The organism is Opitutaceae bacterium (genome assembly GCA_015075305.1).
In the GTDB taxonomy this organism is placed as follows: Bacteria; Verrucomicrobiota; Verrucomicrobiia; order Opitutales; family Opitutaceae; genus UBA6669.
Map to the genome: position 1 here is coordinate 127,627 of JABTUS010000001.1, position 13,280 is coordinate 140,906.

The 13,280-nt window shown below is 61.6% G+C and carries 9 protein-coding genes; 6 read left to right on the plus strand and 3 right to left on the minus strand.

All coding sequences use genetic code 11. The annotated features are described in order from the left end of the window. The first annotated feature begins 396 nt into the window (after positions 1-396). On the plus strand, positions 397-2,823 hold the full coding sequence (locus HS122_00490) for an alpha-L-rhamnosidase N-terminal domain-containing protein (GenBank protein MBE7536874.1): 2,427 nt from the start codon (positions 397-399) through the stop codon (positions 2,821-2,823). A gap of 45 nt (positions 2,824-2,868) precedes the next feature. Here HS122_00490 and HS122_00495 read toward each other — a convergent pair whose 3' ends face one another. Next, positions 2,869-4,152 carry a 3-deoxy-D-manno-octulosonic acid transferase gene (locus tag HS122_00495; GenBank protein MBE7536875.1) on the minus strand — a complete coding sequence of 428 codons (1,284 nt, stop codon included), beginning with the start codon at positions 4,150-4,152 and terminating at the stop codon, positions 2,869-2,871. 172 nt (positions 4,153-4,324) lie between these two features. Here HS122_00495 and HS122_00500 point away from each other — a divergent pair, with 172 nt between their 5' ends. Genes HS122_00500 through HS122_00515 form a run of 4 tightly spaced genes read left to right on the plus strand, consistent with a single transcriptional unit; the run spans position 4,325 to position 8,202 of the window. Further along, positions 4,325-5,197: a sugar nucleotide-binding protein gene (locus HS122_00500; protein MBE7536876.1), complete on the plus strand. Its 873-nt coding sequence runs from the start codon at positions 4,325-4,327 to the stop codon at positions 5,195-5,197. Positions 5,198-5,228: 31 nt separating this feature from the next. Continuing rightward, entirely contained in the window at positions 5,229-6,296 is a 1,068-nt protein-coding gene (rfbB, locus tag HS122_00505; protein ID MBE7536877.1) for a dTDP-glucose 4,6-dehydratase, read from the plus strand. Positions 6,297-6,305: 9 nt separating this feature from the next. After that, entirely contained in the window at positions 6,306-7,211 is a 906-nt protein-coding gene (gene rfbA, locus HS122_00510; GenBank protein ID MBE7536878.1) for a glucose-1-phosphate thymidylyltransferase RfbA, read from the plus strand. Between the two features lie 19 nt (positions 7,212-7,230). Then, the gene (locus HS122_00515; protein MBE7536879.1) at positions 7,231-8,202 is read left to right on the plus strand and encodes a glycosyltransferase; all 972 of its coding nucleotides are present in this window, start codon (positions 7,231-7,233) and stop codon (positions 8,200-8,202) included. Positions 8,203-8,210: 8 nt separating this feature from the next. On the opposite strand, the gene HS122_00520 is transcribed toward HS122_00515, so the two are convergent. Together HS122_00520 and HS122_00525 are read right to left on the minus strand one after the other, a co-directional pair. Further along, positions 8,211-9,647, minus strand: a complete 1,437-nt coding sequence (locus tag HS122_00520; GenBank protein ID MBE7536880.1) for an ankyrin repeat domain-containing protein — start codon at positions 9,645-9,647, stop codon at positions 8,211-8,213. A gap of 31 nt (positions 9,648-9,678) precedes the next feature. Next, positions 9,679-10,803: a Gfo/Idh/MocA family oxidoreductase gene (locus tag HS122_00525; protein MBE7536881.1), complete on the minus strand. Its 1,125-nt coding sequence runs from the start codon at positions 10,801-10,803 to the stop codon at positions 9,679-9,681. 246 nt (positions 10,804-11,049) lie between these two features. Here HS122_00525 and HS122_00530 point away from each other — a divergent pair, with 246 nt between their 5' ends. Further along, on the plus strand, positions 11,050-13,278 hold the full coding sequence (locus HS122_00530; GenBank protein MBE7536882.1) for a xanthine dehydrogenase family protein molybdopterin-binding subunit: 2,229 nt from the start codon (positions 11,050-11,052) through the stop codon (positions 13,276-13,278). Positions 13,279-13,280 lie beyond the last annotated feature (2 nt).

The following is a 13,280-nucleotide window of genomic DNA, read 5'->3' on the forward strand; positions in this document are numbered from 1 at the left end:
AGCACCTGGCATCGTCCATCGTGATCCCACACTCACGTGATCTCGATCGAACGGGTTCTCATCGAGTCGTCCGAAGGCGTTTCCGTTTTCCATTCGCGCTTGCTCAACGATGTAAACAAAGCCGCTGTGCAAGTTGCTTTGCGGACCGCGACACAATTGCTAGAAAGGGCGGCCAATCGAAAGGCAACAGGCCCCTTCACGGCATCGCGCGTTTAATTTTACCCAATGGTTTTCCGAAGGCACATCATCCATTTCTGCGGCATCACTCTCCTGTCGACCTGCCTCTCATGCGTGGCCGCAGGCAGATTCGCGAATCCGCCTCCTTCGATCGACGGACCCAGGCAATGGACGGCTTGTTGGATTGGCTCCGGCGAAGCGCCCCGCGGAAAAAATCTGATGTTTATTGCGCGCCGGTCCTTCGAACTTCCTGCGGTGCCGGCGAAGGCCGTGCTGTTCATCACCGCGGACACCCGGTACCAGCTTTTCACCAACGGGCAATTCGTCGCCCGCGGGCCGGCCCGCTCCGCCGCGCACCACCAGTCCTATGACGCTCTCGATCTCACCCCGTTCTTGAAGGCAGGCCGAAACGTGATGGCCGTGCGCTTCCACCATGCGGGGCTCGCCGTTTCCTACCATTCGGCGCCTCGGCCCGGCCTGCTGGCGCAACTCGAAACGTCCGAGGGACTCGTGCTTGGCACGGACACACGCTGGAAACTTGAGCTGGATCCCGCGTGGGATCGTGAGAGCCCGCGCGTCAACCGCTGGCACGACGCCTTCAACGATCGCGTGGACCTGCGCCGGCAGCCCGCCGATTGGATCGGAATCGATTTCAATGACAGCCGATGGCCCGCAGCGGTTTCCCTTCTTCCAGACGGCTTCATCACCGCTGACGGCAGTCACCAAGTGCTGCCTGGGATGCAATGGTGGCCCGCCTCTCAACCCGATTCCGTGCCGCGCGCGATCACCCCGCCATGGGTGAAACTCGTGCCGCGCGACATTCCTCTTCTCGAGCAGGCAACGGTTCCGGCCGTCCGGCTCATCGCCAGCGGACTGCTTGCCACCAGCACCGAGGACAAGATTGGGCCATTGTCCCTGGACAAGCTGGAGCCGACACGCGTCGCGCCCAGCGCAACGGACCCGGAGACCATCGTCTATCCTCTCAAGCTTGCGCCCACACCCCAGCGGGCATCCTGTCTCGTTTTTGATCTCGGGCGCGTGCACAACGCCTACCCCAGCCTGGAGCTTGAAGGACCTGCAGGCACTGTCGTCGATGTTCTCACGACACCCTACATGCTCAAGCGCGTCCTCGACCCGACGATCCTCAATTCGCTCGCGGCGGACCGGGTGATTCTCTCCGGGCGACGCGATCGCTGGGAGTCCTGGGACTTCAAACCTTCCCGCTACCTTGCCATCATCGTCCACAATACGGATTCGCCCGTCACGCTTTTCAAAGCCGGGGTGAATGCCCTGACCTATCCCTGGCCCCATCGCGGAAGCCTTTCCTCGCCGCAGGATGCCTGGGTCGAAAGGCTCTGGGACGCGGGTGCGCGCACGATCGAGACGATCACAACCGACGCCTACACGGACAACTACCGCGAGCGCCGGCAGTATCCACAAACCTCCTACTACGCGGCGCGCGGCAACTACGCCGCCTTTGGCGACACCTGGCTGCAGCGCCGCTACCTGCTTCAAAACGCCCAGGAGCAGGAGCCTGACGGCACGCTCGGCGCCTATGCCCCGATGACCGACGGCCAGTACATGCCGTACCTGGACGTCCAATTCTTCTGGCTCATGAGCTGGCGGGACTACCTGCTTTTCAGCGGCGACACAGCCACCACGCGCCAGCTCCTCCCTGCAGCCCGCAGGGTGATGGCACGGCTGGCGGAACTCGCGGACGTCGATGGGTTGCTCGTGGATCCTCCGTATCCCTATTGGATCGATCATGCGAACATCGATCGCCGCGGCGCAAACTTCTGCGTGAATGCGCTCAACGTGCTGACGCTTGATTCGGTTGCGCAGACACTCGACTGGCTCGGCGAACCGGGTGCCGCGGTTTTGCGGGAAAGAGCAGCGGCACTCCGCCAAACGCTGCACGACAGGTTTTGGAATGCACAATCCCGGCTCTTCGCCGATGCGCTCGTCGATGGCCGTCTCTCGTCTCGCCTTTCCGAACACGCCAACGCGCTCGCTGTCGCCGCGCACATTGCCGACGCCAATCAGACAGCGGCCATACTTCCGCGCCTGCTCGGCCCGGATCCCGCGGTCGTGCCCGCCACGCCGCTCTTCCTCTATTGGACTATGGCGGCATTCTGCGAAAAGAGCCGTGTGGATGACGCTCTCGCGATCCTGAAAGCCCGCTTTGCGCATCAGCTCACGGCACCCGGGAACAACGGCACGTTCTGGGAGGAATGGCATCTGGATCGGACTTGGCGCCGTGGCATTGAGGAGCGCGCGTCCCGTGCGGATGCCCAGGGCGAGTGCGGCATCTTTCCGCAGGCTCTCACGCGGTGGCTGGCCGGCCTCGATCCCGTTGCCCCTGGTCAGGCCGAGTTCTCCCTGCGCCGCCCGCCCGGAGCACTCAAGGACATTTCGGCGGTCTGGCCGACGCCACGCGGCGATCTCCACGTCGATTGGTCGTCAGAGGCGCTGACGGTCAACGTTCCCGCGGGCACAGCGGTGCTTCTGGATACGGTCAGCCTCAATGCCAGCTCCGGCTCGCTAACGGTGGACGGCACAAGGACAAATGCCGAGGCGGGCGTACTCCAATTGTCCCCGGGCCTTCACCACCTGCAATATACGTCCGTCACGGGCACCAGTCCGTAAACACCAGGCGCACCAGCGGATATACGGTCGGCGCCATCCTGCAATTCAGCCGAGCTGCTTCATCAGCAAGTCCAGGGTTCGATCCAGCGCACCCAGGTTTGCCCGGTGCCAGCGCCTTGCCGCCTCCGCCATTTCCGCCCGCCGGCTGACATCGCGGGCGAGTTTCTCAACGACCGTCAGCAGCTCCCGCCCATCCGCGACGACGCAAGCGGCCCCGGCTTCAACCAACTCGCGCGCAATGATCCGAAAATTGCTCATGACCGGACCGAAAACCAGCGGCTTTCCCATCGCCGCAGCCTCTATCGGAGTCTGCCCCTCGCCATGCGGTGGAAGGCTCTTTCCCACAAACACGAGATCGGCCACCGGGGTCAGGCGCCTGAGCTCCCCCGTTGTATCCGCCAAATGGATATCAACCTCGCCGCTGCAGGCTCCCATGGATCTCACGTGAAATGTGAAACCCGAGCGCTCCAGCTCAGGAATGATTTCGCCCCTGCGCTCCGCGTGACGCGGAACAAGCAGCAGCCGGCTCGCCACCCCGTTGTTGCGAAGGTGCCTCAAAGTTTCAATGAGCGCCTGCTCCTCACCCGGCCAGGTCGATGATCCAAGGAGAACAAAATCGCCATCTAAAAACCCCAGCGAGGAGCGAAGGTGTTCGAGCTGGTTCGAATCGACCTCGGGCACCGCCATGTCCAGCTTGAGGTTTCCAGTCGTTGTCACCTGGTCCGCCCGGAAACCCACGTCGATGAATCGCTTCCGGTCCTGATCCGAACTCGCAAGGATCCGGGCGACATCGCCAAAGAGCGCCCGCAACAGACCTTTCAACCGTCGCATCCGGCGGAAACTGCGGTCACTCAGTCGCGCATTGATCGAAACGATGGGCACATGCCTGCGCCGGGCCTGGGCAAAGTGCTCCGGCCACCATTCTCCCTCAGCCAGCACCGCAAGATCCGGATTCAGATTCCTCCACGCGCGCGCAGAAAACCACCAGGCGTCGATGGGAAAATATCCGATCAGCGCCGCAAACCTGTGATACCTTTCCTCCGCCAGTCGAAATCCCGTGCTCGTCGTGGTCGTGAGAACCACCTCGACGGATTGCTCGCCAGCCAGCCGTTCCAGGAGCGGCCCGATGGCGAGCAATTCCCCGACACTCACCGCCTGGATCCAAATGCGCCTGACGCCGGTCCGCCTAGGGGGACATCGTTCCAGTCTTCCGAATCGATCGCCAAAGTGCCGGCCATACCCGCCCCGCCTTCGCATGCGCCACAAGTAATATGGGGAGGCCAGCAGCAGCGCAGGCAGAAAGATAAGGCGGTAAAGCCAAAGCGTCATCGATTTTTCCCTGAAATGAGGACGCTACCTTTGCGCCCGGCTATCAGCCACGCCAGCCTTATCCCGCCCATCCAAACGTCTGCGCGACCAAGACCTGGTTGCGCACATGGGTTTTTTCCCACCGTATTTCGACTTGAGGCAGACCCGGATCAAATCAACCCTAGTCGCGTCTATGATCTACCTGCTCGGCGGCTCGGGATATGTCGGCAATGCCTATCAGCAACTGCTTTCGCGCAAGGGCATTCCCTTCCGAAACCTGCGTCGAAAGGACCTCGACTACGCAAACCCCTCCGCGCTGGCAGCCGCGCTGAAGACCGATCGCCCCGAGTTCGTGATCAATGCGGCAGGCTACACCGGAAAGCCGAATGTGGATGCGTGCGAATTGCACAAGGCCGACTGTCTTCAGGGCAATGCCGTCCTCCCGGGTGCGATCGCAGCCGCCTGCGCGGCTGCAGGGGTTCCGTGGGGTCACGTTTCCAGCGGATGCATTTACACGGGGTCCCGCGACGACGGCTCTCCTTTCACGGAAATCGATCCACCCAATTTCACGTTTCGGCAAAACAACTGCTCCTTCTACAGTGGAACCAAAGCCCTTGGTGAAGAAGTGCTCAACGGGCATCCCAATGTCTATGTATGGCGTCTGCGCATTCCGTTCGACCATATCGACAGCCCGCGCAACTACCTCACAAAACTGATCCGCTACAACCGGCTTCTCGAAGCAACCAACTCAATTTCGCAACTCCACGAATTCGTCGCCGCCACGTTCGCCTGTTGGGAAAAGCACGTTCCTTTCGGCACCTACAATGTCACCAATCCCGGCGAGGTCACCACGCGCGAGGTTGTCGACCTCATCCGCGGCAGCGGTGTCTGCACGAAAGACTTTCAGTTCTTCAAGGACGAGTCCGAGTTCATGCGAACGGCGGCAAAGACTCCCCGAAGCAACTGCACCATGTCCTCAGCCAAACTCGCCTCTGTCGGCATTCGCCTGACGGACGTTCGCGAGGCGATCTCGCGCGACCTGCGCAACTGGAAAGCGGCCGCCTGAATCGCTGCGATCCATCGACTTCCTTCATCTCATGAACATCCTTGTCACCGGAGGCTGCGGATTCATCGGCAGCAATTTCATCCGCCAGCGACTGATCGAGAAGGACGCAGGCCTCGCGCGTCTGGTTAATCTCGACGCACTGACCTATGCCGGAAATCCCGCCAACCTCGCCGACCTCGCCGGCGATCCGCGCTACGTCTTTGTCAAGGGTGACATCGGGGACGAAGCCCTGACCGCCAGGCTTCTCAAGGAGCATGCCATTGACGCGGTGCTGAACTTCGCGGCCGAAAGCCATGTCGACCGATCGATCGACTCACCGGAACCGTTCATCCAGACGAACGTGCTCGGAACGCTTCGCCTGTTGAACGCGACGCGCCGGTACTGGAGCGCACTGCCCGCTGCAAAGAAGCAGGCGTTTCGTTTTCTCCATGTATCCACCGACGAAGTCTACGGCACGCTCAAGGCCGGAGATGCTCCGTGGAATGAGCAATGTCCCTACGAACCCAACTCACCGTACGCGGCATCCAAGGCGGCCAGCGACCACCTGGTGAGGTCCTTTCAGCACACTTACCAACTGCCCACGCTCACGACAAACTGCTCGAACAATTACGGCCCCTATCATTTTCCCGAAAAGCTTATCCCCCTCATGATTCTCAACGCACTCGAGGGCAAGCAGCTCCCCGTGTACGGCGACGGACAGCAGATCCGCGACTGGCTGTATGTTGGGGACCACGCCTCCGCAATCTGGCTTGTTCTCAACAAGGGACGTGTCGGAGAAACCTACAATGTCGGCGGACTCAACGAGCGACCCAACCTGGAGATCGTGAAACGCATCTGCGCACTGCTCGACAAGCGGAGTCCGCTTCCGGATGGCAGGTCATATGCCGCGCAGATCGCCTTCGTTGCCGACCGACCGGGCCACGACAGGCGCTACGCCATCGACAGCACGAAAATCCGCACCGAACTGGGCTGGAAGCCCGCGGAGAATTTCGACACTGGCATCGAAAAAACCGTCGATTGGTACCTCGCGCATCGCGAATGGGCCGCGGACATCACACGCCGAAGCTACCAGCGCCAGCGTCTCGGCGTCGCTTCCTGAAATTTTCCCGTGAGCACCTTTTCCCCCTCCCCCTCCACCCGGCGGCGCGGCATCGTTCTCGCCGGCGGCTCCGGCACGCGGCTTTTTCCGCTGACCATCGCTGTATCCAAGCAGTTGATGCCGGTGTACGACAAGCCGATGGTCTACTATCCGATCTCCGTCCTGATGCTCGCCGGCATTCGGGAGATCCTGATCATCTCAACCCCGCAGGATCTTCCCTTGTTCAAGCGCCTTCTCGGGGACGGATCCCAGTTCGGCATCTCGCTCAGCTACGCCGAGCAGCCGAGTCCCGACGGCCTGGCCCAGGCCTTCATCATCGCGGCGGACGCAGGCTTTCTCGACGAGAAATCGCCCTCGGCTCTGGTGCTTGGTGACAATCTTTTCTACGGACACGATTTTCAGCGATCGGTGCAGGCGGCAACCGCGCGGGAGGATGGAGCCACCGTCTTCGGTTACCATGTCTCCAATCCGACGGCTTACGGCGTCGTTGAATTCGCTCCGGACGGCCGCGTCCTTTCGCTCGAGGAGAAGCCGGCTCACCCGAAATCCAATTTTGCGGTTCCGGGTCTGTATTTCTACGATCGCTCGGTGGTCGGACTCGCACGCTCGCTGAAGCCCTCCGCACGCGGTGAACTGGAGATCACCGACCTCAACCGCCGCTACCTCGAACAAAGCCGCCTCAAGGTCGAAATCATCGGGCGGGGCACCGCCTGGCTCGACACGGGCACGCATGACTCCCTTCTCGACGCCGCACAGTTTGTGCACGTCATCGAGAATCGCCAGGGGCTGAAGATTGCCTGTCTGGAGGAGATCGGCTGGCGTCAGGGGTGGCTGGACCGCACGGCCTTCGAGGCGCAGATCAAGCGCCTGGGAAAATCCAGTTACGGCGAGTACCTCCGCCGCCTGCTGGCCTGACGGCATGGCGCCACAGCCGATGCCCGCGATTCCATCGCAGTCGGCGACCCCGCAGGTTTCGTTCGTCGTCCCGCTGTACAACTGCCTGGCGTTGACACAGGCGATGCTTGCCAGCCTGCGCGCCACGATGCCTCTCGGACTGGCATGGGAGCTCATCTTCGTCGATGACAACAGCAGCGATGGCACGCCTCGCTGGCTCGAGTCGCTGCCCGATACGAATATCCGAGCTCTTCGAAAGAGCTGCAACCAGGGTTTCGCCAGTGCAGTAAACAACGGGGTCGCCATCGCTAGAGGAGCGATCGTCGTCATCCTGAACAATGATCTCGTTCTGACCGGCCATTGGCTCGAGCCGATGCTCGCCGTGCACAGCCGGCTGGGGCACCGTGCTGGCGTGATCGGCAACTGCCAGACTGCCGCCAGGGATGGCTCGCTGGATCACCTCGGCATTCGATTCAACCACAAGGGAAAGCCCGAGCACATTCGGGATCGGGCCGATGTTGCCTTGCTTTCCCGGCTGCGCGGATTTCAGCCCGTGCATGCCCTCACCGGCGCATGCTTCCTGTTGTCACGGGAACTCTGGGATGAACTGGGGGGATTCGACACGCGCTTCGTCAACGGATGCGAGGATGTCGACCTCTGCCTGCGCGCAGGTTCGGCCGGCAGAATCAACGCGGTCGCGCTCCGGAGCATCGTCAGGCATCACATAAGCAGCTCTCCGGGACGCAAACTCATGGATGAGCGAAACACCTTTCTTCTCACCCTCAAGTGGCGGGACACCCTGGCGATCCTGGCATCGCGCCACTGGTGCAGAGCCTACCTCTCTCGTGAATGGACACATCCGGGTGAACCGCACCATGCATGCGAGGCTGCAGCGGCTCTCGCCTATTCCCTGCACCTGATCCCGAACCCGCCCAGCGTCGCGCTGCGCGGAATGCTTCGCGCCATTGAGCTCGAACTGGACCGATGGCGCCAGCTGGACCTTCAGGAATAGATCGCGCCTCAGTGGGAAATCTTTTCGAGGTATTCAGCAACCTCGGTGTTCTTGTACTCGCGCGCAATGTCCAGCGCCGTCACGCCTGGCTTCGAGCGGATTGATGGATTCGTCCCGTGCTCAAGGAGCAGCTTCACGAGAGCGACACTCCCGCTCGCAGCCGCTTCATGCAGCGGAGTTCCGCCGAGCTCACTGAGGATGTTGGGATCCGTTGGTGCATCCAGAAGCAGGCGAGCTATCTCGATCTGGTTCTTTGCCGCCGCATGATGCAAGGGCGTCCATCCGCGCCGGTCGCGCACCGTTGGATCCGCTCCCGCCTTCAAGAGCAGAGAGACTATTCCGGCATCGCCGCGCTCAACCGCCAGATGCAGCGGGGAACGTCCCGACGAGTCCGGCTTACGCGGATCGGCGCCGGCCGCCAGCAGAATGGCAGCCACATCCGGCTTCCGGCGAAGGATCGCCTGATGAATCGGATTCAAGCGCGCTCCCGCCGCCCCCAATGCGCGTTTGGGGTCCGCTGCAATGTGACGCCTGACGTCGTCAACATCGCCATGGGCGATGGCCTCGTCGATCGTTGAAAAAATCGGCTCACGGGGTGCTGGTGAAGCGACTCCTCCGCCGGGCACCTCAATGCCGCAGCACCAGACGAGCCCGTTCAGCACGAGGCGTCTGAAATCATCCTTGTACCAGTTTGCATGAAAATGCCCGCCTGTGAAACCGAAGCCCCGGGTGCCCTGCCCGGACAGAAAAGTCCACGCCAGCAGTTGCGGTACTTGCCGTTCCAAGTCCAGCCTCACGGCTGCGTTTCCCGAACGCGGACCATCCTGCCCAAGCGAGTCCATCGGCGGCACAGCACTCAGGAGCGCCCGCGGCCGAGTGGCCCCCTCTCCCAGACGGAGATGGAAATACCATTCGTCCTCGACATTCAATTTTCCCACGCCCCGCGCGGCAGGATGCGTTGCATCCGGAGACTCGTGCAGGGTCCAGATAGGATTCACCGACCAGCCGACATCGAAGCGAGCCCCGATGGCATCGAGTAGCAACGCGCGCAAATCCGGATCATCCTCCGAAGGCTCCAGCGCAAAATGAAGCACGGCGAGCGCCCTGCCCTGCTCCATCCGTGTGCGAAGCCATGCGCCGTGGCCGCTCGCCACGTGCTTCTCCAGTCCGTCCGAATAGAGGACGATCAGATCCGCCTGCTCGAGCGCGGCCTGGTCAGCGGGCCAGCCCAGTGAAACCGCAGCAGACACAGGAAGGCCGCTCGCGTTCAGCGCATCGGCGAGCAGCCGGGAGCCTGCGGGAAACTCGTGCGCCCCGGGCGCATGACTCTTCGCGCCTGCGATGAACAAGACATGCTTCGGGGGTTCCGCAGCCTCCAGAGTTGGCGCGGTCACACAGGCCAGGCCAGCGACGAGCCCAATGGCGAAAAATCCGAATACGCGCATTGGCGGTTGGCCCCAATCTCTGCGTTCGCGCTCAGGACAGCGTGAAGGCTGGCAGTTTCACGATCTTTCCCCCTGCAAGGGCCGACTCGTGGGCGCAGAGTCCCACACAGGTCCAGTTTGCGGACTTGACGGCGTTGGGATACGGATCCCGGCCTTCGACAAGAGCCGTCAGGAATTCGTGTGCCAGGTGCGGATGCGAACCGCCGTGTCCGGCTCCCTGCGTAAAGCTCAGATGGGTTTTCTTTCCGAGATCATAGACTCCCTTCGTCGTGAATTTCCGGATGCCTGCAGGCAGACGCTTCGCATAGTCCGGAACCTTGATCTTCTTCGGTATCTTGTGTTCCGGCCGCTTTGCCGTGTGCAGGACATGCGGCTCGTGCTCAATCAGCGTCCATTCGAAGGACTGCTTTGAACCGTAGACATCGATGCTCTCACGATACTGGCGGGCTGTGTCGAAAAGCGAACGGATGATCCGGGCGGTGAGATCGGAATCCTTGAATTTCACGTGAGCCGTCTCGACAGCGAACGGGGAGTTGTAGTGCTTGATCAATTCCGGGCGTATCGTGCCAGAACCAAAACACGACACATACTCCGCCTGCGCATCCGTAAGCGCCAGCATCGGTCCGACGCAGTGCGTCGCATACCACATCGGCGGCAGCCCAGGCCAGTAGTTGGGCCACCCGTCCATGTCCTGCTGGTGACTCGCCTGCAGGAACTGGATCCTGCCCAGGTCCCCGCGCTCATACTTTTCCTTGATGAACAGAAATTCCCGGGCGTACACCACCGTCTCCATCATCATGTAGCGCAGTCCGGTCTTCCGGCAAAGATCCACGATCTTCCGGCAGTCGGCGATGGAGGTCGCCATGGGCACCGTGCAGGCCACGTGTTTGCCCGCCTTCAGCGCCTTCAGGGTCTGCGCCGCATGGTCAGGGATCGGGGTGTTGATGTGCACGGCCTCAATCTCCGGATCCTTCAGCATCTCGTCGTAGTCCGAGTACCCCTTGCCGATGCCGAAGGCGGCTTGAATCGAGCCGAGCTTGTTCGGGTCGCGCTGGCACACCGCAACGAGGTTTGCATGGGGATGCGCCTGATAAATGGGTATGAACTCGGCTCCAAACCCGAGGCCGACAATGGCAATGTTGATTTTCTTGGACATGAGGAATTCAGGATGATTGCGCGGGCGTTCTTTCGGCGGACCGATAAACCCGCGATGAGCCCAAAATCGATAGTATTTACTGCCCGTTGGCAAGTTGCCCGATCGCGTGAGTCCTGCCTGTGTCGCGCTCCTTGGATTGACGGCCCTGTGAAAATGAACAACCTGCCTGCTATCCGCGTCCGAGCCCTGCATTCCCCGGCACCGACCTGCCAGCCCGTCAACGAAATCGAGAATCGGAAAATCACCATGACTACGCTCGCCTCTCCCCTCAATCGACGTGAGTTCCTCAAGATTTCGAGCCTGACCGGAGGCGGTCTCTTGCTCGGCACGTATCTGCAGTTCACAGACGAGGCAGCCGGCGACCCCAGCGCTGCAGTCGTGAAAGGTTCATCCGGAGACGGCGCGGCCCTCAACGCCTTCGTGCGCATCGCAACCGACGGCTCGATCTTCATCGCCGCGCATTCACCGGAGGGCGGTCAGGGCGTGCGCACCTCCCTTCCCATGCTCGTGGCCGAGGAACTGGAGGCCGATTGGAAGAACATCACGGTCGAGCTTGTTCCCCTGGATCCCATCTACGGCACACAGGTTGCGGGAGGAAGCATGGTGACTCCACGCAACTACACGCCGCTCCGGCAGGTCGGCGCGTCCGCACGGATCATGCTGATCCAGGCAGCGGCCAACCGCTGGTCCGTGCCAGCCAGTGAGTGTCACGCCTCTTCAGCGCGTGTTCACCATGCCTCCACCGGCAGGTCCCTGGGCTACGGCGAACTCGCGGATGCCGCATCCCGGCTGGCTGTGCCGGACGCAAAGTCCATCCGCCTGAAGGACCCGAAGGATTTCAAGATCATCGGCCAGAGAATCAGTGGCGTCGACAATCCCGCCATCGTTACCGGCAAACCTCTTTTCGGCATCGATCAGGTGCTGCCGGGAATGCTGTTCGCCACTTACGAAAAATGTCCGGTGTTTGGCGGAAAAGTCATCGACGCCAACCTTGCCGAAATCAAGGCGTTGCCGGGCGTCAAGGATGCCTTTGTCATCGAGGGCACCCAGAACCTGAATGGACTTCTCCCGGGAGTGGCAATCCTCGCCAACTCGACTTGGGCGGCCATGAGCGCACGGCGCCACCTCCGAGTGAAATGGAACGAGGGCCCGCATGCCAACGACAGTTGGGATTCGTACCTTGCGACTGCGGAGGGACTCGCGGCAAAGAAGGGTGAAAACCTGCTTCGTGACGACGGGGACGTTTCCGCCGCCCTACGGAAATCCACGCGGACTGTCGAAGCCCGGTATGTCTATCCCTTTGTCTACCACGCCAACTTCGAACCGCAGAATTGCACCGCTCACTTCAAGGACGGCGTGATGGAACTCTGGGCACCGACACAGCGCCCGGCCGGAGGGCAGGACTTGATCAGCTCGGTTCTCAATATCCCCAAGGACCGCATCAAGGTGAACATCACCCGCATTGGCGGCGGATTCGGTCGCCGCCTGAGCAGCGACTTCATGGTCGAGGCGGCTGCCATCGCCCAGCGTGTCGATGCGCCGGTCAAGCTCACGTGGTCGCGTGAGGACGACATTCACCATGACCATTTCCGGCCGGGCGGCATGCACTACCTCAAGGGCGGCGTGGATGCCGCAGGCAACATCATCGCATGGCAGGATCACTTTATCACCTTCGGCAACAGGAAGGGCGGAAATCCGGGTGCAGGCGGCAGCCTGTCTCCCGATGAATTTCCCGCCCGTTTTCTCCCGAACTACAGGACCGAGCAGTCCATGATCGTGACCCACATCCCGATGGGCCCCTGGCGCGCACCGGGAAGCTGCGTGTTTTCTTGGGTCATCCAAAGCTTCATCGATGAACTCGCCGCAGCCGCCGGACGCGACCCCTTGGAGGTTCGTCTCTCCTTGTTGAAGGACCGCGGCATGGTCACCACGCCCGGAGAGCGCCCCAACGGATTCGACGCCGCCCGCATGCAAGGCGTCGTGAAACTGGCGGCGGAAAAGGCCGGCTGGGGCCGAAAGCTGCCTCGTGGCCAGGGACAGGGCATCGCTTTCCATTTCAGCCACCGCGGCTACTTCGCCAACGTTGCCGAGGTGAACGTGTCCCGGGACGGCGTCCTCAAGGTCGAGCGTGTTGTCGTGGCCGGCGATGTCGGATCACAGATTGTCAATCCCAGCGGTGCCGAGAATCAGGTCGCGGGGGCAATTGTCGACGGCCTGAGCGCGGCCGCACTCCAGGAAATCAACATCGCCCAGGGTCGGGTCGTGAACGGAAACTTCAATGACTACCACCTGCTGCGCATTGCCGATGCCCCGCACGTCGAAGTCCATTTCAATCTGACTGACAATTCCCCCACGGGCCTCGGAGAACCAGCGCTTCCTCCCCTCGCACCGGCGGTTGCGAACGCCATCTTTGCCGCGACGGGCAAACGGATTCGCACGCTGCCATTCTCCAAAACCGATCTCAGTTGGAGCTGAAA